Annotated in this window: 24 protein-coding genes; 16 read left to right on the plus strand and 8 right to left on the minus strand. The window is 69.5% G+C overall.

What is annotated here, in order from left to right; all coding sequences use genetic code 11:
• Positions 1–19: 19 nt before the first annotated feature.
• Positions 20–397 carry a PH domain-containing protein gene (locus tag ABZ824_RS14600; RefSeq protein WP_356963646.1) on the minus strand — a complete coding sequence of 126 codons (378 nt, stop codon included), beginning with the start codon at positions 395–397 and terminating at the stop codon, positions 20–22.
• 181 nt (positions 398–578) lie between these two features.
• Between ABZ824_RS14600 and purD the strand changes: the two genes are divergently transcribed.
• Together purD and ABZ824_RS14610 are read left to right on the plus strand one after the other, a co-directional pair.
• The gene (purD, locus tag ABZ824_RS14605) at positions 579–1,850 is read left to right on the plus strand and encodes a phosphoribosylamine--glycine ligase (protein ID WP_356963647.1); all 1,272 of its coding nucleotides are present in this window, start codon (positions 579–581) and stop codon (positions 1,848–1,850) included.
• 28 nt (positions 1,851–1,878) lie between these two features.
• Positions 1,879–2,178 carry a hypothetical protein gene (locus ABZ824_RS14610; protein ID WP_356963648.1) on the plus strand — a complete coding sequence of 100 codons (300 nt, stop codon included), beginning with the start codon at positions 1,879–1,881 and terminating at the stop codon, positions 2,176–2,178.
• A 212-nt stretch (positions 2,179–2,390) separates the two neighbouring features.
• Here ABZ824_RS14610 and ABZ824_RS14615 read toward each other — a convergent pair whose 3' ends face one another.
• The gene (locus ABZ824_RS14615; RefSeq protein WP_356963649.1) at positions 2,391–3,368 is read right to left on the minus strand and encodes a M23 family metallopeptidase; all 978 of its coding nucleotides are present in this window, start codon (positions 3,366–3,368) and stop codon (positions 2,391–2,393) included.
• Between the two features lie 53 nt (positions 3,369–3,421).
• On the opposite strand from ABZ824_RS14615, the gene ABZ824_RS14620 reads away from it, so the two are divergent.
• The 4 genes from ABZ824_RS14620 (at position 3,422) to ABZ824_RS14635 (ending at position 7,362) form a co-directional block, all read left to right on the plus strand.
• A complete protein-coding gene (locus ABZ824_RS14620) occupies positions 3,422–4,588 on the plus strand; it encodes a pyridoxal phosphate-dependent aminotransferase (protein WP_355076924.1) in 1,167 nt (388 codons plus the stop codon).
• 128 nt (positions 4,589–4,716) lie between these two features.
• Positions 4,717–5,415: a TetR family transcriptional regulator gene (locus tag ABZ824_RS14625; RefSeq protein WP_355076926.1), complete on the plus strand. Its 699-nt coding sequence runs from the start codon at positions 4,717–4,719 to the stop codon at positions 5,413–5,415.
• 6 nt (positions 5,416–5,421) lie between these two features.
• Positions 5,422–6,843, plus strand: a complete 1,422-nt coding sequence (gene purB / locus ABZ824_RS14630; RefSeq protein WP_356963650.1) for an adenylosuccinate lyase — start codon at positions 5,422–5,424, stop codon at positions 6,841–6,843.
• 99 nt (positions 6,844–6,942) lie between these two features.
• Entirely contained in the window at positions 6,943–7,362 is a 420-nt protein-coding gene (locus ABZ824_RS14635) for an HIT domain-containing protein (RefSeq protein ID WP_355076930.1), read from the plus strand.
• A 132-nt stretch (positions 7,363–7,494) separates the two neighbouring features.
• Here the strand turns inward: ABZ824_RS14635 and ABZ824_RS14640 are convergent, their stop codons facing one another.
• Positions 7,495–8,583, minus strand: a complete 1,089-nt coding sequence (locus tag ABZ824_RS14640; protein WP_356963651.1) for an alkene reductase — start codon at positions 8,581–8,583, stop codon at positions 7,495–7,497.
• Positions 8,584–8,629: 46 nt separating this feature from the next.
• On the opposite strand from ABZ824_RS14640, the gene ABZ824_RS14645 reads away from it, so the two are divergent.
• The 3 genes from ABZ824_RS14645 (at position 8,630) to ABZ824_RS14655 (ending at position 12,026) form a co-directional block, all read left to right on the plus strand.
• Positions 8,630–9,001 (plus strand): MerR family transcriptional regulator, encoded by a 372-nt coding sequence (locus tag ABZ824_RS14645; protein ID WP_355077056.1) that lies wholly within the window; start codon positions 8,630–8,632, stop codon positions 8,999–9,001.
• Between the two features lie 10 nt (positions 9,002–9,011).
• Positions 9,012–11,180 carry a S9 family peptidase gene (locus ABZ824_RS14650; protein ID WP_356963652.1) on the plus strand — a complete coding sequence of 723 codons (2,169 nt, stop codon included), beginning with the start codon at positions 9,012–9,014 and terminating at the stop codon, positions 11,178–11,180.
• A gap of 144 nt (positions 11,181–11,324) precedes the next feature.
• Positions 11,325–12,026: a DUF2334 domain-containing protein gene (locus ABZ824_RS14655; RefSeq protein ID WP_356963653.1), complete on the plus strand. Its 702-nt coding sequence runs from the start codon at positions 11,325–11,327 to the stop codon at positions 12,024–12,026.
• Between the two features lie 114 nt (positions 12,027–12,140).
• Here ABZ824_RS14655 and ABZ824_RS14660 read toward each other — a convergent pair whose 3' ends face one another.
• Positions 12,141–13,532: a glutamate decarboxylase gene (locus tag ABZ824_RS14660; protein ID WP_356963654.1), complete on the minus strand. Its 1,392-nt coding sequence runs from the start codon at positions 13,530–13,532 to the stop codon at positions 12,141–12,143.
• Positions 13,533–13,725: 193 nt separating this feature from the next.
• Between ABZ824_RS14660 and ABZ824_RS14665 the strand changes: the two genes are divergently transcribed.
• Positions 13,726–15,081 (plus strand): dipeptidase, encoded by a 1,356-nt coding sequence (locus tag ABZ824_RS14665; protein WP_356963655.1) that lies wholly within the window; start codon positions 13,726–13,728, stop codon positions 15,079–15,081.
• 2 nt (positions 15,082–15,083) lie between these two features.
• Here ABZ824_RS14665 and ABZ824_RS14670 read toward each other — a convergent pair whose 3' ends face one another.
• On the minus strand, positions 15,084–15,728 hold the full coding sequence (locus tag ABZ824_RS14670; protein WP_356963656.1) for an MBL fold metallo-hydrolase: 645 nt from the start codon (positions 15,726–15,728) through the stop codon (positions 15,084–15,086).
• A gap of 131 nt (positions 15,729–15,859) precedes the next feature.
• On the opposite strand from ABZ824_RS14670, the gene purS reads away from it, so the two are divergent.
• On the plus strand, positions 15,860–16,096 hold the full coding sequence (gene purS / locus ABZ824_RS14675) for a phosphoribosylformylglycinamidine synthase subunit PurS (RefSeq protein ID WP_195078153.1): 237 nt from the start codon (positions 15,860–15,862) through the stop codon (positions 16,094–16,096).
• The gene (gene purQ, locus ABZ824_RS14680) at positions 16,093–16,770 is read left to right on the plus strand and encodes a phosphoribosylformylglycinamidine synthase subunit PurQ (RefSeq protein ID WP_355076943.1); all 678 of its coding nucleotides are present in this window, start codon (positions 16,093–16,095) and stop codon (positions 16,768–16,770) included. The genes purS and purQ overlap by 4 nt, the downstream gene beginning before the upstream one ends.
• An 18-nt stretch (positions 16,771–16,788) precedes the next feature.
• On the opposite strand, the gene ABZ824_RS14685 is transcribed toward purQ, so the two are convergent.
• Positions 16,789–17,865: a substrate-binding domain-containing protein gene (locus tag ABZ824_RS14685; protein WP_356963657.1), complete on the minus strand. Its 1,077-nt coding sequence runs from the start codon at positions 17,863–17,865 to the stop codon at positions 16,789–16,791.
• A 49-nt stretch (positions 17,866–17,914) separates the two neighbouring features.
• Between ABZ824_RS14685 and ABZ824_RS14690 the strand changes: the two genes are divergently transcribed.
• Both ABZ824_RS14690 and ABZ824_RS14695 read left to right on the plus strand, forming a co-directional pair.
• Entirely contained in the window at positions 17,915–18,346 is a 432-nt protein-coding gene (locus tag ABZ824_RS14690; RefSeq protein WP_355076947.1) for a MarR family transcriptional regulator, read from the plus strand.
• Positions 18,347–18,574: 228 nt separating this feature from the next.
• A complete protein-coding gene (locus ABZ824_RS14695) occupies positions 18,575–19,873 on the plus strand; it encodes a M18 family aminopeptidase (protein WP_356963658.1) in 1,299 nt (432 codons plus the stop codon).
• Here the strand turns inward: ABZ824_RS14695 and ABZ824_RS14700 are convergent.
• Positions 19,822–21,135 carry a glycosyltransferase 87 family protein gene (locus ABZ824_RS14700; protein WP_356963659.1) on the minus strand — a complete coding sequence of 438 codons (1,314 nt, stop codon included), beginning with the start codon at positions 21,133–21,135 and terminating at the stop codon, positions 19,822–19,824. The two genes, ABZ824_RS14695 and ABZ824_RS14700, sit on opposite strands and share 52 nt — an antisense overlap.
• A gap of 170 nt (positions 21,136–21,305) precedes the next feature.
• On the opposite strand from ABZ824_RS14700, the gene purL reads away from it, so the two are divergent.
• The gene (purL, locus tag ABZ824_RS14705; protein WP_356963660.1) at positions 21,306–23,600 is read left to right on the plus strand and encodes a phosphoribosylformylglycinamidine synthase subunit PurL; all 2,295 of its coding nucleotides are present in this window, start codon (positions 21,306–21,308) and stop codon (positions 23,598–23,600) included.
• A gap of 61 nt (positions 23,601–23,661) precedes the next feature.
• Here the strand turns inward: purL and ABZ824_RS14710 are convergent, their stop codons facing one another.
• The gene (locus ABZ824_RS14710) at positions 23,662–23,952 is read right to left on the minus strand and encodes a YiaA/YiaB family inner membrane protein (RefSeq protein WP_356963661.1); all 291 of its coding nucleotides are present in this window, start codon (positions 23,950–23,952) and stop codon (positions 23,662–23,664) included.
• Positions 23,953–24,137: 185 nt separating this feature from the next.
• Here ABZ824_RS14710 and ABZ824_RS14715 point away from each other — a divergent pair, with 185 nt between their 5' ends.
• A complete protein-coding gene (locus tag ABZ824_RS14715) occupies positions 24,138–25,871 on the plus strand; it encodes an alpha/beta hydrolase (protein WP_356963662.1) in 1,734 nt (577 codons plus the stop codon).
• The last annotated feature ends 1 nt before the right edge of the window (position 25,872 follow it).

Below are 25,872 nucleotides of genomic sequence, written 5' to 3' on the forward strand. Positions count from 1 at the left end.
GGCGCCGGACCGCCCCGCGCTACACCGCGACGAAATGCGACAGGATGCCCTGCACCTCGTAGATGTCCACCTGCCGGTTGAACCGCTTCAGCAGCGGCTCGTCGCCGCCCGAGATCCAGATGGCCAGCTCCGCGTCCAGATCGAAGGTTCCTGCGGTCTCCACCGAGAAATGGGTGATCGCGCGATAGGGAACGCTGTGGTAGCTCACCTTGCGGCCGGTGACGCCCTGTTTGTCGATGAGGATCAGGCGGCGGTTCGTGAACAGCATCGCGTCGCGGACCAGCAGGTACGCGGCATAGACCTGTTCGCCGTTGCCGAGGAGCTTGGCGTACTCCTGTTGCGCCTGCCCCGGATCGATCCGGCCGGCGTTGCCCATCAGTCCGTCGATCAGACCCATCTCAGCACTTCCTTCGGGTGCTCCGGCGGCACGAGTGGTCAGGCCCCCGCTCGTGCCGGAAAGGACGACAGTGGTCGGTGTGGGCCGTGTCACGCCCCACATCCGTTGTCCCCTTTCATCATCCCCTCCGCGCGCACCGGCAGCGGCGAAGACGCCGAACGGCTCGTTTAGGCTGTCTGCCGTGCGTGTACTCGTCATCGGTTCCGGAGCCCGTGAACATGCCCTCGTCCTGGCGCTGCGCCGGGACCCCGCGGTGACCGCGCTCTTCGCCGCCCCCGGCAACGCCGGGATCGCCCAGCACGCGCAGGTCCGCCCGGTCGACCCGTGCGCCGCCGAGGACGTGGTCGCGCTGGCCACCGAGGTGGACGCCGACCTGGTGGTGATCGGCCCTGAGGTCCCGCTGGTGCTCGGCGTCGCCGACGCGCTGCGGGTGGCGGGCTTCCCGTGCTTCGGCCCGTCGGCCGCGGCCGCCCGGATCGAGGGCTCCAAGGCGTTCGCCAAGGATGTGATGGCCGCCGCGGGCGTGCGCACCGCGCACAGCGAGGTGGTGGACAACCCGGCCGAGCTGGACGACGCGCTGGACCGTTTCGGTCCTACCTGGGTGGTGAAGGACGACGGACTCGCGGCGGGCAAGGGCGTGGTGGTGACCGCCGACCGCTCCGCCGCGCGCGAGCACGGGGCCGAACTGCTCGAACAAGGCCACCCCGTGCTGCTGGAATCGTTCTTGGACGGACCGGAAGTCTCGCTGTTCTGCCTGGTCGACGGCGAGACGGTGGTTCCGCTACTGCCCGCGCAGGACCACAAGCGCGTCGGTGACGGCGACACCGGCCCCAATACCGGCGGCATGGGCGCGTACACGCCGCTGCCCTGGCTGCCCGCGCAGACCGTCACCGCGATCGTCGACGACGTGGTGAAACCCGTTGCCGCCGAGTTGGTGCGGCGCGGCAGCGGCTTCTCCGGCCTGCTCTACGCGGGGCTGGCGATCGGCGCGGCCGGACCCGCCGTGGTCGAATTCAATTGCCGCTTCGGCGATCCCGAGACGCAGGCGGTGCTCGCGTTGCTGGAAAGCCCGCTCGGCGAGCTGCTGCACGCCACCGCCACCGGCACGCTGGCGCAGGTCGCCCCGCCGCGCTGGCGCGACGGCTCCGCGATCACCGTGGTGCTCGCCGCGGAGAACTACCCGGGGCGTCCGCGTCTCGGCGACGCGATCTCCGGCGCGGGCGAGGGCGCGTCCGACGAGAACGCGACGGTGCTGCACGCGGGCACCACGCAGCGCGAAGACGGCGCCCTGCTCTCCGCGGGCGGGCGGGTGCTGAACGTGGTCGGCGTCGGCGCCGACCTTTCCGAGGCCCGCGCCCGCGCCTACGACCGCATCGCCGCGATCAAACTGCCGGGCAGCCACTACCGCACGGATATCGGCTTGGCCGCCGTCGAGAACCGCATCGAGGTCTGAGCGGGCGGCTCGGTCGGCGCAGGCCTTGGTGGCCACGCAGCAGAGCCGACGGATCGGGGTCGAACCGGCTCGGTCGGCGCAGGCGCTGGTCGCCGCGCAGCAGAGGCAGTGGATCGGGGTCGAACTGGTCCGGTCGGCGCAGGCGCTGGTGGCCGTACAGCAGAGCCGACGGGTCGGGGTCGAACCGGGCCGGTCGGTGCAGGCGCTGGTGGCCGTACAGCAGAGCCGACGGGTCGGGGTCGAACCGGCTCGGTCGGTGCAGGCGCTGGTGGCCGCGCAGCAGAGGCAGTGGATCGGGTCGAACCGGCTCGGTCGGCGCAGGCCCTGATAGCCGCCCAGCAGACGGCAGTATGGGGCTCGAACTGCTGAGCCTGCTACTGGTCGGGCCTGGTCCGCGGCGTCGACCTCCTATGCCGCTACGTGGCCGACCGTCGGCCACAGCAGCGCAGTGCCGGTCCTCGCCGCAGGTGCGTGGAACCGCTCCTGTGCCGACGGTTGCGCGTGCCCCGATGCCGCTCGAGCCACCGGGTGCGTCGCGGTTCAGCCGAACGTGAGTCCGCGCACCGCCAGCCACTGCTGCGGGTCCACGTGCTGTCCGCCGACGATCACCTCGAAGTGCAGGTGCGGCCCCGTCGAGTCGCCTCGGTTGCCCATGCGGGCGATCTGCATCCCCGCGGGCACCCGCTCGCCGACCGAGACGAAGAAGTCGTACATGTGCCCGTAGACGGTGATGCTGCCGTCATCGTGGCGGATTCGCACCCACAGGCCGAAGCCCTGCGCCGGTCCCGCGTCGATGACGGTGCCGTCGGCGACCGCGTAGATCGGGGTGCCGATCGGGCCCGCGATGTCGATGCCGTTGTGGAACGTGCCCCAGCGCGAGCCGAAGCCGGAGGTGAAGACGCCGTGGGCGGGTAGAACGAAGCCCCGGCCGCCCGGCAGCATCGCCCCGGGCTGCACCGGTGCGGTTCCGGTCATCCACGGCTGCTGCTCTCCGGCGACGGCGGCGGCGGCCTCGGCCTTCGCGCGTTCGAGGGTCGCTCGTGCGGCGGCCGCGACCACCGCCTGTTCGCGCAGCCGCTCACCGTTGGCGATGGCGTTCAGCAACCTGGTCACCGAGGGCGGAGTGTTCTGCATCTGCGGTGGATACGCGACGGCGACGAGCTGGGCGGCGTCCGGCGCGGGCGTGCGATCGGTGACCGTCCCGGCGAACGACATGTCGCTCGCGGCGAACACCGCGGTCGCCGCGAGCCCGCCGAGCAGCACCTTGTGCTTGCGCGCCAGTCCGAGCAACGCCTCGCCGCTGGGTTTGCGGCGCCACAGGTCACGGGGATCCGGCCTGCGCCGCCACCAGGCGCGCAGGTGGCGGCGGCGCGCCCACAGCACGCGCGGATCGAGTCTCCCGAAAAGTCGAGGTCGGGAACGTCGCGGTAGGCGCGCACGCCAGTCGCGCGGAATGACGCCTATGCCGGCTACTCCGCGCACTCGGTCGAGTCCGTCTCGTCGAGACTTATCGAGCATCGGGTAGACCATAACCGCGACTGCGCGGTGAAGCGTGCTCTACCGTCTGTCGAGTGTCCAGAGAATCTCGCCGGTCGACCATTCCACCTTTCTACGTGATGGATGTGTGGAAAGCCGCCGCGGAACGCGCCCGGACGCACGGTGATGTGCTAGTGCTCGCGGCGGGGCAGCCGTCGACGCCTGCGCCCGCGCCGGTGCTGCGCGCGACACAACTGGCCATTCAATCCGAATTGCTGGGCTATACCGAGACTTTCGGCATCCTGGCGATTCGGGAAGCGATCGCCGAACATCATCGGGAGACCTACGGTTATCAGGTCGATCCGGACGACGTCGTCGTGACGACCGGCTCGTCCGGCGCCTTCTCGCTGATCTTCCTCGCCGCGTTCGACCCCGGCGACACCGTCGTGGTCGCGCGTCCGGGCTATCCGGCCTACCGCAACACGCTCGCCGCGCTCGGCTGCCGCGTGCTGGAGCTGGACTGCGGCGCGCAGACCAGGTTCCAGCCCACCGTCGCCATGCTCGAAGCGCTTCCGGAGCCGCCCGCCGGTCTGGTGGTGGCCAGCCCCGCCAACCCCACCGGCACCATGATCGCCCCGGCGGAGCTCGCGGCGCTGGCCCGCTGGTGCGAGGAGCACGGCACGCTGCTGATCTCCGACGAGATCTACCACGGCATCACCTATGACACGGGGGCCGACAGCGCGACCTCGTCGGCGTGGGAAACATCGCGGGAAGCGGTGGTGATCGGCTCGGTCTCCAAGTACTTCTCCATGACGGGTTGGCGGCTGGGCTGGATGCTGGTGCCGAGCGGGTTGCGCCCCGCGTTGCAGCGCCTGGCCTCGAACCTGACGGTGTGCCCGCCCGCGATCTCGCAGTACGCGGCGCTGCACGCGTTCGGCGCGGAGGCCAAGGCGGAACTCGACGGGCACGTCCGCCGGTACGCGGTGAACCGCAGGTTGCTGCTGGACGGACTGCCGAAACTGGGCATCACCGACCTGGCCCCGGCCGACGGCGCCTTCTATGCCTACGCCGACATCGGCCACCTCACCGACGACTCCCGCGCCTGGTGCGCCGACGTGCTGAACCACACCGGCGTCGCGCTCGCACCGGGAGTGGATTTCGACACCGTCAACGGACACCGAACGGTACGTTTCTCGTTTGCCGGAGCCACCGCCGACATCGAGGCGGCGCTGCTGCGTCTAGGGCACTATCTACGCGTTTGAAAGCTTTGCCCGGCAAGAACTTTTCGCAGTTCGGCACCCCGGCCGCGCGGATGCGGTAAAACAACGATGGTTGCTTTTCCTCGCTGATTTCCCCTGGAAGAACTGATGACGACTGGCACGATGGCACGGTGATCACCGCGACGACCCCGAAAGGCGAACGGCGTCGCCAGGCTTTGATAGCCGCCGCTGCCGAGCTGTTGCTCGAAGGCGGATTCGAGGCGGTGCGGCATCGTTCGGTTGCGACGCGCGCTGATCTGCCTCTGGCGTCGACCACCTACTACTTCGAATCGCTGGACGACCTCATCGCGCGAGCGGTCGAGTTCAGCGGCAACGCCGAGTTGGACGCGATGCGCAGGCGCGTCGGCGAGGTTAGCCACCGCCGCCGCGGCGCGGAGGCCACCGTCGACCTGGTGCTCGACCTGCTGGTGGGCAGCGACGGGGCCGACGAGGGCGCGCGCGGGCAGCTCATCGCCCGCTACGAGCGATCGGTCGCGTCGGCGCGGCACCCGGAGCTACGCGAAGTCCAGCTACGGCTGCGGGCCCAGCTGGACGAGCTGCTGGCCGACGTGCTGCGCCGATCCGACCGGATGGTGCGGCCGGAACAGTTGCGCCGACTCGTCGCGGTGGTGGACGGAGCCGTGGTCGCCGCGCTCACCGAGATGGACCCGGAGCCCCGGCGGATGGCTCGCGGCGCGCTGCTGGAAGTGATCGACATCGTCGCGCCCCCGGCGCGGTCGGCGCCTCCGGAGGCGGCGGCCTACGCGGCCGCGGACAGCCCCGTGCGTGCCACGCCCCAGCAAGTGGATCGTTACCGAGCACTAGACTGACCGGACGTGAGCATCGTCCCCAATGTCCTCGCCACCCGCTACGCCAGTCCCGGGCTGGTGCATCTGTGGTCGCCGGAGCACAAAGTCGTACTCGAGCGGCGGTTGTGGCTGGAGGTGCTGCGGGCACAGGCCGAGCTGGGCGTCGACGTGCCCGACGGGGTGATCGCCGACTACGAGCGGGCGCTCGACGAGGTGGATCTGTCCTCCATCGCCGAACGCGAGCGGGTCACCCGGCACGACGTGAAGGCGCGCATCGAGGAGTTCAACGCGCTGGCCGGGCACGAGCACGTGCACAAGGGCATGACCAGCCGCGACCTCACCGAGAACGTGGAGCAGCTGCAGATCCGGCTCTCGCTCGAGCACGTGCACGCGCACGGCGTCGCGATCGCCGCGCGACTGGCCGAGCGCGCCGCGGAATACCAGGCGTTGGTGATGGCGGGCCGCTCGCACAACGTCGCGGCGCAGGCCACCACCCTCGGCAAGCGGTTCGCCTCCGCGGCCGACGAATTGCTGATCGCGCTCACCAGGCTGCGCGAGCTGATCGACCGCTACCCGCTGCGCGGGATCAAGGGCCCGATGGGCACCGCGCAGGACATGCTCGACCTGCTCGGCGGCGACCCGGCCAAGCTCGCCCGGCTGGAGCAGCAGGTCGCCCGGCACCTGGGTTTCGCGACCGTGCTCACCAGCGTCGGCCAGGTCTACCCGCGCTCGCTGGATCACGATGTGCTGTCCACGCTGGTGCAAGTGGGCGCGGGCCCGTCCTCGTTCGCGCACACCATCCGGCTCATGGCCGGGCACGAGCTGGTCACCGAGGGTTTCCAGCCCGGGCAGGTGGGCAGCTCGGCGATGCCGCACAAGATGAACACCCGCTCCTGCGAACGGGTCAACGGTCTGCAAGTGGTGCTGCGCGGTTACGCCTCGATGGCGGCCGAGCTGGCCGGTGCGCAGTGGAACGAGGGCGACGTGTTCTGCTCGGTGGTCCGCCGCGTCGCGCTGCCGGACGCGTTCTTCGCCATCGACGGGATGATGGAGACCTTCCTCACCGTGCTGGCCGAGTTCGGCGCCTACCCGGCGGTGATCGCCCGCGAACTGGACCGGTACCTGCCGTTCCTCGCCACCACCCGCATCCTCATGGCAGCCGTCCGGACCGGTGTCGGCCGCGAGACCGCGCACGAGGTGATCAAGGAGCACGCCGTCGCGGTCGCCTTGGCCATGCGCGAGCAGGGTCGCGAACCCGACCTCCTGGACCGCCTCGCCGCCGACCCGCGCCTCCCGCTCGACCGCCCCGCCCTCGACGCGGCGCTGTCCGACAAGTCCGTCTTCGTCGGCGCCGCCGAAGCCCAGGTCGCCGACGTGATCGGCCAGGTGCAGAAACTCGTCGACCGGTACCCGGACGCGGCCCGATACTCGCCGTCACCGATCCTCTAGCGGACTGCGCCTTTCGCGGCGAAATCCTTCGTCGCGCGGGCGGGAACCGGAAGGGATTGCGTAGCACGAAGACACAGACGACCGCATAGGCTGCGAGTCGTGAATCCCTACACGATTTTCGCCGATATCGTTGCCGGGCGAGCGCCGTCGAGCAAGGTCTACGAGGATGACGATGTTCTGGCGTTCATGGACATTCGGCCCATGACGCCGGGGCATCTGCTGGTGGTGCCGAAGGTGGCGGCGCGCAGTCTGGCGGAGCTCGATCCGGTCGTCGGGGGGAAGTTGTTCCAGGTGGGGCAGCGGCTTGCGGCGGCGTTGCGGGCCAGTGAGGTGGGGTGCGACGGGGTGAATTTCTTTCTGGCGGATGGAGTTACCGCCGGGCAAGAGGTATTCCACGTCCACTTGCACGTGATCCCGCGTACTCCGGGCGACGGGTTCGGCTTGCGCGGCCGCCCGACCAGTCCGCGGCGGGAGGATCTGGACTACCTGGCCTCCTCGATCCGCGGCGCGCTGGACTGAGCTCGCCGTCGCTCGGCTCATGGTCGGCGATCATCGCCAAGGCGTCATCGATCGGCGCGGTGATGCCCCGGCCTCTCGGGTTTTCGCGGGACGCGAGGAATCGGCCGCGCCCGCGTTTCCCGTAGCGACGAGTCAGTCGCGCACCAGTTCGGCCGCGGTCCAGTTCGGATAGTCGCTGTAGCCCTCGGCGGTGCGGCCGTACAGGTATTCCTCGCGGATGGGAGCCAGCGGCAGGTCATGCCGAATGCGGTGCACGAGATCGGGATTCGAGATGAACTGCCTGCCGAAGGAAACCAGGTCGGCGTGACCGGCGCGCAGCACCTGTTCCGCGCCCGCCGCCGTGGTCGGCTCGCGGTTCTCGCCGATGTTCGCGATGAGCGTGCCGTGCCAGCGCGGCCGCAGGTCGGCCAGCGCCGGGTAGCGGTCGTTGTCGGTCAGGTGCAGGTAGGCCAACTCGCGCCGATCGAGCTCGCTGACGAGTGCGCGGTAGAGCGGGGCCGGGTCCGCCTCGTACATGTTGAACTGGGGATTGCCCGGCGAGAGCCGGATGGCGGTGCGGTGCGCGCCGATGGCCTCGCTCACCGCGTCCACTACCGCGAGGGGCAGCCGCATGCGGTTGGCGATCGAACCGCCGTATTCGTCGTCGCGCAGGTTGGTGTTGTCGGCGAGGAATTGGTGCAGCAGATAGCTGTTCGCGCCGTGGATCTCGACGCCGTCGAAGCCCGCTGCCACGGCATTGCGCGCGGCGGCGGCGTAGTGCTCGATCGTGGCCTCGATATCCGCGCGATCGAGTGCGGCGGGAGTGATCGGATCGGCCTTGCCGCCGTCGATCAGGTGCACTCTGTCGCCGTCCAGCACCGCCGACGGTCCGGCGGGCCAGGATCCATCGATCCGGGCGAGCGGATGACCCTTGCGCCCGCCGTGCATGAGCTGCGCGAAGATCCGTCCGCCGCGCGTGTGCACCGCCTCGGTGACCCGGCGCCACGCCGCGACGTGCGCGGGCGTCTGCAAGCCGGGCACCCACGCTTCGCTCTGGCCGGTCGAATGCGGCCAGATGCCTTCGGTGACGATGAGTCCCGCCGTGGCGCGCTGGGCGTAGTAGGCGGCGACGTCGCCGGTCGGCGAGCCGTCGGGCAGCGAGCGCAGCCGGGTCATCGGCGCCATGACGATCCGGTTGGGGAGGTCGAGCGGGTGGTTGCGGTATTCGGTCAACAGCAGCATGGCTGTACCGTAAAACCTGACATTGATGTTAGGTCAAGGAGCGATGGTGCGGATCGGTGAACTCGCCGAGCGGACCGGCGTGAGCGTCCGGTCGCTGCGGTACTACGAGACCAAGGGACTGCTGGCCTCGGAGCGGACCTCCGGCGGGCAGCGAGAGTACGCGGAGGCGGCGGTCGACCGCGTCCGGCGCATCCAGCAGATGTTCGCCGCCGGCCTGCACAGCGACACGATCGGCGAACTGCTGCCGTGCATCCACGACGTCGACGGCACGCCCAACGCCAGGGCGACGCCGTTCCTGGTGGAAAAGCTCACCGAGGAGCGCGCCAGGATCGATCAGGCGATGCGCGATCTGCGCCGGACCGGTGACGTGCTCGACGGCATCATCCAGGCGGCGGGCGGCGAGGCATCCGAACAGTAGGGTGGACGCCATGGCTCTCGACAGCGGAACGATCTCCGAACCCGGTAGCGGCGCGGTGGCGCCGCCGGTCGCCAAGACGGTGCCCACCGAGCGGGTGCACCACGGCGACGTGTTCGTCGACGAGTACGAGTGGCTGCGGGACAAGGACAACCCCGACGTCATCGCCTACCTGGAGGCGGAGAACGCTTACACCGAGGCGCAGACCGAGCACCTGAGCACGCTGCGCGAGACGATCTTCGACGAGATCAAAGCGCGCACGCAGGAGACCGATCTGTCGGTGCCCACCCGTCTGGGCGACTACTGGTACTACTCGCGCAGCTTCGAGGGCAAGCAGTACGGCGTGCACTGCCGGTGCCCGATCGCGGCGGGCGCCGAAGGTATCGACGCGTGGACTCCGCCGCAGTTGAACGCCGAGACCGAGGTCCCGGGCGAAGAGGTGCTGCTCGACAGCAACGAACTGGCCGAAGGACACGATTTCTTCTCGCTCGGCGCGTTCTCGATCAGCCATGACGGCACGCTGCTCGCCTACTCGGTGGACAACGTCGGTGACGAGCGGTACGTGCTGCGCTTCAAGGACCTGCGCACCGGCGAACTGCTCGGCGACGAGATCGCGGGCACCGCTCCGGGCGCGACCTGGTCGCTGGACGGTAGCCACGTCTTCTATCAGACCGTCGACGAGTCGTGGCGGCCCGATACGGTGTGGCGGCACCGGCTCGGCGCCACCGATCCCGACGTCAAAGTGTTCCACGAACCCGACGAGCGCTATTGGGTGAGCATCGGCGCGAGCCGGTCGGAGAAATACCTGATGATCTGGGTCGGCTCCAAGATCACCAGCGAGGGCTGGGTCCTCGAGTCCGACGATCCCGAGGGCGAGTTCCGTGTGCTGCTGCCGCGCCGCGAGGGCGTCGAGTACTCCGCCGAGCACGCGGTGATCGGCGGCGAGCACCGCTTCCTGATCCTGCACAACGACGTGGTCGACGGCGTCAAGGCGGAGAACTTCGTGCTCGCCGAGGCGCCGGTGGACGACCCGTCGAACCTCACCCAGCTGATCGGCCATCGCGAGGACGTGCGGCTGGAGGATATCGACGCGTTCCGCGACCACCTGGTGCTCAGCTACCGGCGCGAGGCGCTCACCCGGATCGCGGTGTGGCCGCTGACCGACTCCGGTTACGGCGAGCGCCGGGAACTCGACTTCGATCTGGAACTCTTCGCGGTCGGCGTCGGCTCCAACCCGGAGTGGGCGCAGCCGACCCTGCGCATCGGTGTGACGTCGTTCATCACGCCGATGCAGGTGTTCGACTACGTCCCGGTCACCGGTGAGCTGCTGCTGCGCAAGGAGCAGCCCGTGCTCGGCGGCTACGACGCGAACGAGTACGAGCAGCACCGGGATTGGGCCGTGGCCGAGGACGGCACCCGGATTCCGATCTCGCTCGTGCGGAAGAAGACGACCGCCGACGGGCCGAGGCCGCTGCTGCTGTACGGCTACGGCTCCTACGAGGCGAGCATCGACCCGTCCTTCTCGGTTGCCCGATTGTCGCTGCTGGATCGCGGCATGGTCTTCGCGGTCGCGCACGTGCGCGGCGGCGGCGAGATGGGCAGGCTCTGGTACGAGCACGGCAAGACGCTCACCAAGAAGAACACCTTCACCGACTTCGTCTCCGCCGCACGGCATCTCGTCGACACCGGGGTCACGGCCCCGGACCGGTTGATCGCCGACGGCGGCAGTGCGGGCGGCTTGCTGGTCGGCGCGGTGGCGAACCTGGCTCCCGAACTGTTCACGGGCATCCTGGCGAACGTCCCGTTCGTCGATCCGCTCACCTCCATCCTCGATCCGTCGCTCCCGCTCACCGTGATCGAGTGGGACGAATGGGGGAATCCGCTCGCCGACGAGGACGTCTACGCGTACATGAAGTCCTACTCGCCGTACGAGAACGTCGAAGCCAAGGACTATCCGGCGATCTTGGCCATCACCAGCCTGAACGACACCCGCGTGCTCTACGTCGAGCCCGCGAAGTGGATCGCCAAGCTGCGCGCCACCGCGACCGGTGACGCGCCGCTGTTGCTGAAGACGGAGATGAGCGCGGGCCACGGCGGGGTCAGCGGGCGCTACGAGAAATGGCGGGAAGTGGCCTTCGAACACGCTTGGATTCTGGACACGCTCGGTCTCGCAGGCGCGTAGCGCACCGGCGCGCCGACGCCCGCCATCGGGTGGCATCGGCGCGCCGACCGCGGGGCGACCACTCGGCACAGGCGTGGCGGAGTGTTCGCCACGTGGTCATACACTCTGCACATCACGGACACGTGCGGCTGGCACCGTGGGGTCATGAACGCTGAGTTGATCGTGTCGATTTCCGGGATCAGGGACACCACCCGGGACACGGCGATCGAATTCGCCGAAGAGATGGATCGGCGCGGCGTGCCGCTCTCGCTGCTGGTCGCGCCGCGGCTGAAGGGCAAATACCGGCTGCTGGAGGATCCCGCGACGCAGGCCTGGCTGCGCGGCAGGCGGGCTCGCGGCGACGCGATCGTGCTGCACGGCTACGACCAGGCGGCCACCAAGCGGCGGCGCGCCGAGTTCGCCACGCTGCCCGGACACGAGGCGCGGCTGCGGCTGACCGCCGCGGACCGGGTGCTGGAGCAGGCCGACCTGCGCACCCGGCTGTTCGCCGCTCCCCGCTGGGATGCCTCGACGGGGGCGCTCGAGGCGCTGCCAGGAGCCGGTTTCCGGCTGGCGCTCGGCCTCACGTCGATCGTCGACCTGGAGCGCAACACGGCGCAGAAGGCCAGGGTGTACGGCATCGGCGAGGGTTTCCGCGCGGAACCGTGGTGGTGCCGCGCCCTGGTCATGGGCGCCGCGCGCGCCGCCCGTCGCGGCGGGGTGCTGCGGCTGGCCGTGTCCGCCGCGCAGCTGGGGCGGTCCGGCCCGCGCCAAGCCGTGCTCGACGCCGTCGACCTCGCGCTGTTCCACGGTGCGGTGGGCGCCACCTACCGGTGGGAGCCCTTCGCGGCGGCTCGGGCCGCATGACTGACGCCGCGGGCGACGGTGGGTCGGCTCCATCGCCCGCGGCCGGTCGGGACCGCCTTCGCGCGACCGATCGGCGCCGCCGCCCGCGAATGGCGTAGCCGGGCGGCGGCGCTGTCAGGACGCGGCGATCGACGGCTTCGCTACGGCGGGCGCCGCGTCGTGTGTGAAGCCGCCCGCCTCGGCGCGCGTGAGCGAGGTCGAGAACGGCCGCTGCCGCAGCTGCCGCATGCAGCGGTCGAGGTCCGCGAGCAGCAGGTCGGCCATGTCGATGGTGAAGCCGTGGCGCAGCACCGCCCGCATCACCGTCTCGTCGTTCCGGTCGGCGGGCAGCGGATAGGCGGCGATCAGCCAGCCTCGGGAACGCAGCCGGTCGGACAGGTCGTAGAGGTTGAAGCCGGGATCGCCGGTCAGGCGCCAGCACACCGCCGTGATGCCGCGTTGCGGGTCGCCGTCGTGGATCAGTTCGAAGACCCCGAGCCCGCGCACTCCCGCGGCCAAGTGCTGCGCCGCGCGGTAGATCGCGGACTGCACCCGCGCGTAGCCGGTGCGCCCCAGCCGGATGAACTGGTAGTACTGCGTGATCGCCTGCCCGCCGGGCCGGGAGAAGTTCAGGTTGAAGGTGGCCATGCTGCCGCCGAGGTAGTCGACGTCGAAGATCAACTCCTCCGGCAGGTCGTCGGCTTCGCGCCAGATCGCCCAGCCCGCGCCGAGTGGGGCCAACCCGGTCTTGTGGCCGGAGGCGTTGATCGACTTGACCCTGGGCAGCCGGAAATCCCAGACCAGATCCGGTGCGGCGAACGGGGCCAGGAAGCCGCCGCTGGCCGCGTCGACGTGAATGGGGATGTCCAGGCCCTTCTCGCGCTGCAAGGCATCGAGCGCCGCGCTGATCCCGGCCACATCCTCGAACAGGCCGGTGTAGGTCTGCCCGAAGGTGGGCACGACCATCATGGTGTTCGCGTCGCAGTACTGGGCGAGGTCGTCGGGGTGCATGGTGAGCCGCTCGCCACGTAGCGGGATCTGGCGGATCTCGACATCGAAATAGCGCGCGAATTTCTCCCAGCACACCTGCACCGGTCCACAGACGAAGTTGGGTGTCCCCGTGCCGCCGCGCTTGCGCCAGCGGAATTTCGCCGCCAAGCCGCCGAGCATGGCCGCCTCGCTGGATCCGGTGGTCGAGGTGCCGTGCGTGACGGCCGGATCCGGCGCGTGCCACAGATCGGCGACCATCCGGACGGCTCGGCGCTCCAGCTCGGCGGTCTGCGGATACTCGTCCTTGTCGACGATGTTCTTGTCCAGGCATTCGGACATCAGCCTGCGCGCCTGGTCGTCCACCCAGGTGGTGCAGAACGTGGCCAGGTTCATCCTGGAGACGCCGTCGAGCATCAGTTCGTCGTGCACGATCTCGTAGGCGACCTGAGGGAACATCTCGTGCACGGGGAATCCGGACCGGGGCGCGGACCGGCTGAGCCCCGGCAGGGCGAACAGGTCATCGGCTGCTTCGGACATGAGAACGGCCTCCCGATTCGACGGTGTGCGGGTGTGCCCGCCGAGGATGCCGACAGTTAGCCAACGCCCTCGACGCTCAGCTTGGCACACCCTTTCCGCCATCGGGCGCACTTCCCGCTTCCGCGCGCGGACCGTCCGAACACCCGGCAGGCGGTGCGAACTCCGCCCGAGGAACGGGGGATAGGGTGGGGGAATGGCGGAGGATGTGCGGGTGGCGGAATTGCGCGGTGCCGTGGCCGGATTGATGGACCAGGCGAAAACCGATTTGGCGCAGCTTGTTTCGTTTCAATCGGTGGCCGATCCACGGCAGTATCCGATCGAGGAGTGCGACATGGCGGCGCAGTGGGTGGCCGACGCGTTCGTCGCCGCCGGACTGACCACGGTCGGCTTACACGAAACGCCGGACGGCACCAAGGCGGTCGTCGCGTCCCGGCCCGCTCCCGACGGCGCGCCCACGGTGTTGCTCTACTGTCACTACGACGTTCAGCCCCCGATGGACGAGGCGGCGTGGCGCACCCCGCCGTGGGAACTGACCGAGCGCGACGGGCGCTGGTACGGACGCGGCAGCGCCGACTGCAAGGGCAACATCGTCATGCACCTGACGGCGTTGCGCGCGCTCGGCCCGGATCTGCCGTTGGGGGTGACCGTCGTCGCCGAAGGTTCCGAGGAGCAGAGCACCGGAGGACTGGAGCGCTTCGTCGAGGCCAATCCGGAACTGCTGCGCGCGGACGCGATCGTGGTCGGCGACTGCGGCAACTTCGCCGCCGGTGTGCCGACCCTGACCCAGACGTTGCGCGGCGGCGTGAACGTGGTGGTCACCATCGAAACGCTCGCCAGCCCTTTGCATTCCGGCATGTTCGGCGGCCCCGCCCCGGACGCGCTGGCCGCGCTGATCCGCTTGCTGGCCTCACTGCGCGACGAGCGGGGCAACACCACCATCGACGGGTTGTCGAACGATCAGGTCTGGCCGGGGGTCCAGTACCCGAGCGAGCAGTTCCACGCCGACGCGCGCGTCCTGCGCGACGTCGAACTCATCGGTGACGGCACTGTCGCCGACATGCTCTGGGCGCGACCGGCGCTGACCGTGCTCGGCATCGACGCGCCGCCGGTGGTCGGATCGGCCGCCGCGATCCCCGCGACCGCGCGGGCCCGCCTCAACCTGCGTATTCCGCCTGGCACCGACCCGGAAGACGCGTACCAGGCGCTGCTCGCGCATCTCGAGGCCAACACGCCGTGGCGCGCCAGGCTGACCGTCGAGCTGGAAGGCACCGCAGCGCCGTTCCGTTCCTCGACCGGCGGACCCGCGCGCGCCGCGATGGAAGCGGCGCTGGCCGCGTCCTACGGCCGCCCGGCGACCACCCAGGGGCAGGGCGGCTCGATTCCGCTGTGCAACGTCTTCGCCACCACCTATCCGGACGCGGAGATCATGCTGATGGGTGTCGAGGAGCCGAAGTCCTTGATCCACGCGCCCAACGAGAGCGTGGATCCGAAGGAGATCGAACACATGGCGCTGGCCGAGGCGATATTCCTCGCCACCTACGCCGGGTAGCGCTACAGATCGGTGTCTTTCTCCGCCTCGAGCACCCGGAATTCGGTTCCCGCGGGGGCCATCTCCGACAGCCTGCCGAAATAGATGCCCTGCGCCTCCTCCCGGATGATGCCGTAGTGGATGGGCAGCGCGACACGCGGAGCGACCGCGCGGAGGTAATCGACGGCTTCGCTGATCCGCATCCAGGGCGCGGCGGCCGGTGCGGCGAGCACGCCGACCGGGACCGGGGGCACCCACAGCGAGTCGCCGGGGTGGACGAGCTGGGCCGGGTCGTCGGCGGTGCCCAGCTGGAAGACGGTGTTGTCGATCACGGGGATCTCCGGATGGATGACCGCGTGCCTGCCCCCGCCGCCGGTGATCCGGAGATCGCCGAGGGTCAGCACGTTGCCCGCGTGCACCGCCTCCCACCGTTCGCCGCGCTGCTCGGCGGTCTGCGGGTCCGACAGCAACCGTGCGCCGGGGTTCGCGTCGATCAGCGCCTCGATCCGGTTCGGGTCGATGTGGTCGGGATGCTGATGGGTGACCGCGATCGCGTCCAGGCCGGTGAGGCCCTCGAAGCCGTGCGAGAAGGTGCCCGGATCGAACAGGATCTTCTTGCCGTGCAGCTCGACGAGGAGGCAGGAATGACCGAAGTGGGCTATGCGCATGCCGCCATGCTAACCACGCCGGGTGTGTTCTCCACGACAGTGCCACGGTCTCGGCCGACCCCGCGGATGACGCACGCGACCAGCACAACTACGCTGCTGAGGTAACCCCCCAACCACATGAGGAGCAACGCGTGGCACGAGTCGTGGTCGAGGTGATGCCGAAGGCCGAGATCCTGGATCCGCAGGGGCAGGCCATCGTCGGCGCACTCCCGCGTCTGGGATTCGAGGGCATCTCGGACGTGCGGCAGGGCAAGCGATTCGAACTCGACGTCGACGACAGCGTCGACGACGCGGCGCTCGAGCAGATCGCCGAATCGCTGTTGTGCAACACGGTGATCGAGGAGTGGAAGGTGGTTCGCGTCTCATGACCGCGCGCATCGGGGTCATCACGTTCCCCGGCACGCTCGACGACATCGACGCGGCCAGGGCGGTGCGTCTGGCCGGCGCCGAGGCGGTCGACCTGTGGCATGCCGACGCCGACCTGAAGGGCGTCGACGCGGTGATCGTGCCCGGCGGCTTCTCCTACGGCGACTACCTGCGTGCGGGCGCCATCGCCCGTTTCGCCCCGGTGATGGGCGAGGTCGTGCGAGCGGCGGGCTCCGGGCTGCCGGTGCTCGGCATCTGCAACGGCTTCCAGGTGCTGTGCGAGGCCGGCCTGCTGCCCGGTGCGCTGACCCGCAACGAGGGGCTGCACTTCATCTGTCGCGACGAGTGGCTCACCGTGGAGTCGGTGTCGACCGCGTGGACCTCCCGCTTCGAGACGGGCGCGCAGATCCTCGTCCCGCTCAAGTCCGGGGAGGGGCGCTACCAGGCGTCGGAGGCCGTGCTGGACCAGCTCGAAGGCGAGGGCCGCGTGGTCTTCCGCTACGCGAGCGACAACCCGAACGGCTCGCAGCGTGGTATCGCGGGTATCGCCTCGGCCAACGGTCGCGTCGTCGGCCTGATGCCGCATCCCGAACATGCCACCGAGCCGCTGACCGGCCCCAGCGACGACGGGCTCGGCCTGTTCCTCTCGGTGCTGGACACGCTGGTCGGGGTGTGATCGTCCCGCGGCGTCGGGTCAGCTGATCCGGTCGACGATCTCGAAGTCGACGCCGTTCGCGCGGGCGATGTAGCCGTGCTGAATCGCCTGATTGCCTCGGAAACTTCTGATTCCGTAAGGGGTTTCGAGGTGCAGGCCGTGGTCGAGGGCGTCGAGGATCTCCGGCACCTCCAGTGATCCGACCGTCCGCGCGAGCGCGCCCAGCGTGTGGACGGCTTCGTAGGTGGCGTTGCTGAAGCTGGTCAGCGCGGGAGCGAACGCGCCGTGCCGCGCGCGATAGCGGGTCATCCGGTCGTGTCCGTCGGATATACGGTCGTCGAGGAAGAAGCTGGAAGCCACGAAGAAGTCGTGGTTCGCCTCCGCTCCCGCTGCCAACAGCACGTTTTCGTCGGCGGCCGGACTCACCCGCAACTGCGTCGCGGCACGGCCACTGGCCGCGTACTGCCGGTTGAAGCGGGCGACGTCGGCGCCGACCATCAGGATCACCACGGCGTCGGCCAAGTCCAGCGCCGGATGGGCGAGGAAGTCCGCGAAATCCGCGTATCCCAGTGGCACATACCTTTCCAGCACGATCGCGGCCGGGTCGGACAGGCTTTCCCGAATCGCCTTGGCGGACCGGCGCGGCCAGATGTAGTCGTTGCCGATGACGGCCCAGCGCCGCACGCCGTACTCGCGTTCGAGCCAGTGCACGGCGGCCACGGTCTGTCCGGCCGGGTGCTCGCCGAGCATCAGCACGCCGGGTAGCTCGTCGGTCAGTCCCTCGTGGCTGGTGGCGTACAGGTACGGCACCCGGCCCGCACCGGCTCGCGCCACGGCCCGCCGCACCGCGGAGGTGTGCCAGCCGGTGATGGCGTGCACCATGCCGGTGGCCAGCAGGGCGGAGACCTCGGCGGCCACCTCGTGCGGCGACCGTCCCCCGTCGATATTCGTAGTACGAATTTCCCGCCCTAGAATTCCCGCGCCTCGGTTGATTTCGTCGACCGCGAGCGATATCGCCGCATCGCAGGACGGCGCGACGATACCGCCAGGTCCCTGCCGTGGCACTATGTTCAGGACCTCGATCGTGCCGTCGGGGCTCTCGATCGGCGTCGACATTCGGTACTCTTCTTCTCGTTCGAACGGAATTCACGGCAGGCGGGAAATAATGACGTCCATTGTAAGCGGAAATTCGACGCTGCATGGCGCGCTGCGTGCCGCGGAGCGCGGTTGGGTACGGCATTTGGACGCGGCGCTGTGCGCCAGGCAGCTCTCGCCGGATCAGTGGTCGATGCTGTCGAATCTGTGCGGCGACGCGGGTATCACGATGACCGAGCTGGCGGCCAAATCGCAGCTCGCGCCGTCCTCTGCCACCAGGCATGCTGATTATCTGGCCGAGCGCGGCCTGATCTTCCGGCTCGCCGCGCAGGACGATCGGCGCCGCATCCTGATCGGCCTGAGCAGGCTCGGCGCCGACTTGGTCGGCGAGGTGCGCGCGGAGGAGGCGCGCGCCGAGCAGGAGTTGCGCGGGCGAATCGGCGCACGCCGATATACCGAACTCATGCGATTGCTCGACCTGGTTTCCATCGCCTCGGAGTAAATACTCCGGCGTACCGGACATTCGTCCGATGAATGCCGCGTACGTCCGATTCGTGATCGGTCGCCGGACCATTCTTGCCCTTATGTTGTGGGACGAATCGGCGGGCGCCTCGAGCTGATCTCGGTGCGGCTATAACGGCATAGTCCGCACCGTTTCGGACGGTATTCGCCACGCGTGCCCAGCGACCGGGACACGCCGGTCGCGCCCCGCTTGCCTAGGATCGCAGGCATGCCCGTCTCCACCACCGCAGCCACGGCCGCCGGGCTGTGCGCGTTCATCGATGCGTCCCCGTCGCCGTTCCACGTCTGCCGCACGGTCGCCGCGGAATTGGACGCGCGCGGGTTCACCCGGCTCGCCGAGTCGCAGACCTGGTCTGCGGAGAGCCCGGGCAGGCATTACGTGATTCGCGGTGGGTCGCTGGTCGCCTGGGCGGCGGGGGACACCGCGGCCGCGACGGGGTTCCGCGTGGTCGGAGCGCACACCGACAGTCCCAACCTGCGCGTCAAGCAGCATCCCGACCTGACCTCGGCGGGCTGGCAGCTGGTCGGGCTGGAGCCCTACGGCGGTGCGTGGCTGAACTCGTGGCTCGACCGGGAGCTGGGTGTTTCCGGTCGGCTGAGCGTGCGGGACGGAAACACGATGCGCGAGCGCCTGGTTCGCATCGATGAGCCGATCCTGCGGGTGCCGCAGCTGGCCATCCATCTGTCCGAGGACCGCAGGGGTGTGACGCTGGACCCGCAGCGGCACGTCAACGCGGTGTGGGGCGCGGGGTACGAGCCGGCCGCCTTCATCGATTTCGTGGCCGACTGGGCCGAGGTCGATCCGGGCGACGTGCTCGGCTGGGAGCTGATGACCCACGACCTGACGCCGAGCAGGCTGATCGGGCGGGACCAGGACTTGGTCAGCGCGCCGCGACTGGACAACCAGGGCACCTGCTTCGCGGGCTTGCAGGCGTTCCTGGCCGCGATCGAGGAGCCGGGCGCGGCCGTCCCGGTGCTGGCCATGTTCGACCACGAGGAGGTCGGCAGTCAGTCCGACCGCGGCGCACAGTCCGATCTGCTGCCCGCGGTGCTGGAGCGGATCGTGCTCGCGCGCGGCGGCGGCCGCGCCGAATATCTCGCCGCACTGGCCGGTTCGGTGTGCGCGTCCGGCGACATGGCGCACGCGACGCACCCGAACTATCCGGAGCGGCACGAGCCCGCGCACCGGATCGAGGTGAACGGCGGGCCGGTGCTGAAGGTCAACCAGAATCTGCGCTATGCCACGGACTCCACCGGCGCGGGCACGTTCGCGCTGGCCTGCGCGCAGGCCGCGGTCCCGTTGCAGCGTTACGTCCATCGCGCCGACCTGCCCTGTGGCTCCACCATCGGGCCGATGACCGCGGCGCGTACCGGCATGTCGACCGTCGACGTCGGTGCGCCGCAGCTGGCGATGCATTCGGCGCGCGAGCTAATGGGCGCGTTCGACGTTCCGGCCTACGCCGCCGCGCTGGCCGCCTTCCTCACGCCCGAGACCACCGGGCGATAGGTGAACACCGCGACGACGAACACGGCGAAAGTGGCGAGCACGTAATTGCTTCCGATGATCTGCTGCCACCAGGCCCAGTCCAGCTCGCGGTCGCGCGAGTGCGGCAGCAGCCAGTGCGGGCCGACCAGGAACAGCGCGGCGGCGACCGTGACCACGCCGATCGCCCGCGGGCTGCGCGCACCGCGCACCATGAGGTCGGCGGCGACGACCAGTGCGGGCGCGATCCACACCCAGTGATGCGACCACGACACCGGCGAGACCAGCAGCACCGCCGCGGCGTTCACCAGCAGCGCCGCCACGGTGGCGCCCGCCTCGATCAGCCTGCGCATCCACACCGCGGCCAGCGCGACCGCCAGCACCGACAAGGTGATCCACACCAGTGTGGCCGCCGTGTCGCCGATGCCGAGGCGGAAGGCCATGCCTTTGATGGACTGGTTGCCCGCGAAGTAAGGAGGTCCGATCCGGCCGGTGTCGGCGAGGGTGTGGAACCAATAGTCCACGGAATCGCCGGGGAACAGCAGGAATCCGAGACCCACGGCCGCGATCGCGGAGACCACCAGTGTGCCCGCGGCTTTCCAGTCCTTGCGCAGTACGAAGTACAGCAGATAACCGGCGGGGATCAGCTTCACCGACACCGCGATGCCGATCAGCATGCCGCGCGGCCAGAAAGGCTTGCGCGCCAGGCAATCCAGTGTGATCGCGGCCATCAGCACCAGGTTGATCTGGCCGAAGCCGAAGGTCTGGCGGATGGGTTCGAAGAACTGCGCCACCGCGACCGCGCCGATGACCAGCGTGAGCAGGATCGGGCGCGACAGCTCGGACCGCAGGCGGGTCAGCACCAGCCACAGCGAGATGCCAAGGCTGACTACGTTGGTGACGACCACCAGCACCTCGGCGGCGACCAGCGGCATCAGGGCCAGCGGCGCGAAGAACAACGCGGCCAAGGGTGGATAGGTGAACGGCAGTCCGATTCCCTCGACCGGCGGCATCGGGCCGTACAGGTCGCCGTTGTCCAGCCAGACCCGGGCGCCGTTGCGATACACCTGGAGGTCGATGTAGCCGTGCCACCAGTGCGCGAGCAGCGAGACGATCGCCGACACCGCGAACAACGCGATCGCAGCAATCAGCCAGCGTACTTGCGGGGTCAGTGGGTTCGGCGACGCGTGACCGGATGTGGTCCCCGATCCGCCGCTGCCGGTCGGCGCGGCATCCGAGGTGACCGATCTCTCACCCGGATTCGCGACCCCCGATCCTTCGTTCACGGGCCCAGAGTAGCCGGTGCGCATGGTCGGTACCCAGTGCCTCTAGACTTACACGTAGGCATCTCGCCGCCGCCCAGTGACAACGCTCGTCGCTTCGCTGAGCTCGCCCACCCCGCCGGCTCCGCCGGCTTGCCGACCCCCATGCCCGGCCGAAAGGACCCTGGTACTCCGTGACTCCGCAGGTCGACACCGTCAGCGCAGCCGCAGCAAACCCCGACGTGGCGCAACCCTACAAAGAACTCGGCCTCAAAGACGACGAGTACGCCCGCATCAAGGAGATCCTCGGTCGCAGGCCGACCGACGCCGAGCTGGCGATGTACTCGGTGATGTGGAGCGAACACTGCTCCTACAAGTCCTCCAAGGTGCACCTGCGCTACTTCGGCCAGACCACCACCGACGAGATGCGCGAATCCATGCTCGCGGGCATCGGCGAGAACGCGGGCGTCGTCGACGTGGGTGACGGCTGGGCGGTCACCTTCAAGGTGGAGAGCCACAATCACCCCTCCTACGTGGAGCCGTACCAGGGCGCGGCCACCGGCGTCGGCGGCATCGTGCGCGACATCATGGCGATGGGCGCGCGCCCGATCGCGGTGATGGACCAGCTGCGCTTCGGCGCGGCGGACGCGGCCGACACCCGTCGCGTGGTGGACGGCGTGGTGCGCGGTGTCGGCGGCTACGGCAACTCGCTCGGCCTGCCGAACGTCGGCGGCGAGACCGTGTTCGACGCCTCCTATCAGGGCAACCCGCTGGTGAACGCGCTGTGCGCCGGCGTGATGCGAGTCGAGGACCTGCACTTGGCCTTCGCCTCCGGCACCGGCAACAAGATCGTGCTGTTCGGCGCGCGCACCGGCCTGGACGGCATCGGCGGCGTCTCGGTGCTGGCCTCGGACACCTTCTCCGGCGACGAATCCGGCTCCGGCCGCAAGAAGCTGCCGTCGGTGCAGGTGGGCGACCCGTTCACCGAGAAGGTGCTCATCGAGTGCTGTCTCGAGCTGTACGCGGCGAAGCTGGTGGTGGGCATCCAGGACCTCGGCGGCGCCGGATTGTCCTGTGCCACATCCGAACTCGCGGCGGCCGGCGACGGCGGCATGCACATCGAGCTGGACAAGGTGCCGCTGCGCGCGACCGGCATGACGCCCGCCGAGGTGCTCTCCAGCGAATCGCAGGAGCGCATGTGCGCGGTCGTCACTCCCGAGAACGTGGACGCGTTCATGGCCGTGTGCCGCAAGTGGGACGTGCTGGCCACGGTGATCGGCGAGGTCACCGACGGCGACCGGCTGGTGGTCACCTGGCACGGCGAGACGGTGGTCGACGTGCCGCCGCGCACCGTCGCGCACGAGGGTCCGGTCTACGAGCGCCCGGTCGCGCGCCCGGACGAGCAGGACGCGCTGATCGCCGACACCCCGGACCGGCTCGCCCGTCCGAAAACCGCCGACGAACTGCGCGCGACGCTGCTGCGGATGATCTCCAGCCCGCAGCTGTGCAGCCGCAAGTGGATCACCGAGCAGTACGACCGCTACGTGCGCGGCAACACCGTGCTGGCCGATCAGGCCGACGCGGGCGTCATCCGGATCGATGAGCAGACCGGCCGAGGCATCGCGCTGGCCACCGACGCGTCCGGCCGCTACACCAAGCTGGACCCCTATGCCGGTGCGCAGCTCGCGCTGGCCGAGGCCTACCGCAACGTGGCCAGCACCGGTGCCACGCCGAAGGCGGTCACCAACTGCCTGAACTTCGGTTCGCCCGAGGATCCCGGGGTGATGTGGCAGTTCCAGCAGGCGGTGCGCGGCCTGGCCGACGGTTGCGTGGCGCTCGGCATCCCGGTCACCGGCGGCAACGTCAGCTTCTACAACCAGACCGGCCAGACGGCGATCCTGCCGACCCCGGTGGTCGGTGTGCTCGGCGTGATCGACGACGTGCACCGCCGCATCCCGACCGGGATCGGCCTGGAGCCGGGCGAGACGCTGATCCTGCTCGGCGAGACCCGCGACGAGTTCGGCGGGTCGATCTGGTCGCAGGTGGCCCACGACCATCTCGGCGGCGTCCCGCCGAAGGTCGACTTCGCCCGCGAGCAGCTGCTCGCCGAGGTGCTGACCGCCGGTTCGCGCGACGGCATGATCAGCGCCGCGCACGACCTGTCCGAGGGCGGTCTCGCTCAAGCTGTCGTCGAAGCGGCGCTCGCCGGTGAGACCGGTTGCCGCATCCTGCTTCCCGAGGACGCGGATCCGTTCGTCACGCTGTTCTCCGAGTCGGCGGGCCGTGTGCTGGTCGCGGTTCCCCGCTCGGAGGAGACCAGGTTCACCCGCATGTGCACCGCGCGCGAACTGCCGTGGGTGCGCATCGGCGTGGTCGATCAGGGCTCGGATTCGGTCGAGGTGCAGGGCCAGTTCTCGATCACCATGGACGAGTTGCGGACCGCGCACGAGGGCACGCTGCCGAAGCTGTTCGGCGCCGGAACCGTCTGACGAGACGCCCACCTGGGCGGGCCTGAACCCCTCGTTACCGGGCCCGCCCAGGTGCGCGTACTCAGGCGACGGAATTGAACGGATCGTGCTCGGCGAGCAGCTTCTCCATCCGCGCCTGATCGATGCGACCGTGAACGGTCGCCGCCTCGTGCTGGTCGCGCACCACTTTCGCCAGCGTGAAGGTGCTGGTCACCAGGAAGAACACGGACATACCGAGGAATCCGCGCTGCCAGACGTCCAGCGGCAGCGCGTAGATCCCGATGCCGATGCCGACGAAACTGATGCCGAAGGCGATCGCGGCCTGTGCGACGTAAGCGGCGCTGGCTTTCTGCGCCGCGGTCGTTGTGCTCATGGACCAAAGTTTCCGGATGGCGCGACCCGCGCACCCGTGTACAACTACTCGAGCGAAATGGGTAGTTGCCATCCGCGCGAAGGCGTCCGATCACGGGGTCGCGCAGGGTGTGATCCGCGTCGTGCGCGCCCGCGTCACGGTGGGCGACGCGCCGGGCCGTCGGTGGCGACCGCCATACTGATCGAATGCTGGAGACCGCCGGGACCATGCGGAAACTGCGCACGCGCGCGGTCGCGGTGATCCGGCGCGTCGAGGACGTCATCGACCTCAATTACGTCGGCTTGGTGGTGGCGACGGTGTTCTTCGCGCTGTCGGTGACGCCGTCGCTGCTGCCGCGCGACTGGCTGTTCCAGGGGCTGATCAGCGGGATCAATGCCGCCATCGGATACGGCGCCGGCTGTTTGCTGGAGTGGCTGTTCCGGCTGTGGGTGCGGCCGCGGCTGAAGATCGCGCCGCCGCCGACGTGGGCGCGTTACGCCGTCAAGTCCGCCGTGCTGCTCACCGCCGCGCTGAGCGCCGCGCTGATGCTGGTGCAGTCGGCGCGCTGGCAGCGGGAGATCACGGCGTTGATGGGCATGGCGGGCACCACCACGCCCGCCTATCTGCGCACCGGACTGCTGAGCATGGCGGTCGGCGCCGCGGCGGTCGCGGTCTACCGGACCGTGCGCGAGTTCATCCTGTTCCTGGCCCGCCTGCTCAACCGGTGGGTGAAGGTGCCCCGCGAACTCGCTCCGGCCGCCGGATTCCTGGTGCTGGTGGTGCTGGCGGTGACGATCTTCAACGGTGTCGCCACGCAAGCGTTCTTCGCGGTGGCCAACTCCGCGTTCAGCGTGCGCAACGACCACACCTCGGTGAACGCGGTGCAGCCGCAGCAACCGGAGCGCTCCGGCAGCCCGACCTCGCTGGCCAAATGGGAGACCCTCGGATTCGAGGGGCGCTGGTTCGTCTCGCACGGTCCCACCGCGAGCCACATCACCTCGCTCACCGGCCGCCCGGCCAAGGAGCCCGTCCGGGCCTACGTCGGTCTGGAGTCGGTCGATGGGAACCAGGAACCGGCCGAGCTGGCGGTGTCCGAGCTCGAGCGAACCGGTGCGTTCGACCGGAAGGCGCTCGTGGTGGTCACCACCACGGGGACCGGATGGGTGAACTCGCTGGCCGCGTCCGCGCTCGAGTACATGTACGACGGCGACACCGCGATCGTCGCCACCCAGTATTCGTATCTGCCCAGCGTGCTGTCCTTCCTGGCCGACCGGAGCAAGGCCGCCGCGGCGGGCAGGGATCTGTTCGACGCGGTGTACCAGCATTGGACCGCGCGCCCGCCGCAGGCACGACCCAAATTGCTGGTATACGGGGAGAGCCTCGGTTCGCAGGGTTCCGAGGCGGCGTTCGACGGTCTGGCCGATCTGCGCGCCAAGGTCGACGGCGCGCTGTGGGTCGGCCCGCCCAATTCCAACCGGCTGTGGCAGCAGTTCGTCGCCCGCCGCGATCCGGGGTCCCGTGAGGTGGAGCCGCTGTACGCCGACGGGCTGGTGGTCCGGTTCGCCTCCGACAGCGGTGACCTGGCGCGCCCGTCGTCGGAATGGCGGCCGCCGCGCATCGCGTATCTGCAGCACGCGTCCGATCCCATCGTCTGGTGGTCGCCGGATCTGATCTTCTCGCGGCCGGATTGGCTGTCGGAGCCGCGCGGTTCGGACGTCTCCTCCCAGATGCGCTGGTGGCCGTTCGTCACCTTCTGGCAGGTGGCCGCCGATCTGACCAACGCGCAGGGCGTCACCGACGGGCACGGACACCGCTACGGCAGCCTGGTCCTGGACGGCTGGGCCGCCATCGCCGCGCCACCGGACTGGACCGCCGAGCGTTCCGAGCGGATCCGGGTCGAAGTCGAGGCCGCGGAGGAATTCGAGCGGAAGATCAAGTGAG

This window comes from Nocardia sp. NPDC047038 (genome assembly GCF_040644075.1).
In the GTDB taxonomy this organism is placed as follows: domain Bacteria; phylum Actinomycetota; class Actinomycetes; order Mycobacteriales; family Mycobacteriaceae; genus Nocardia; species Nocardia sichangensis.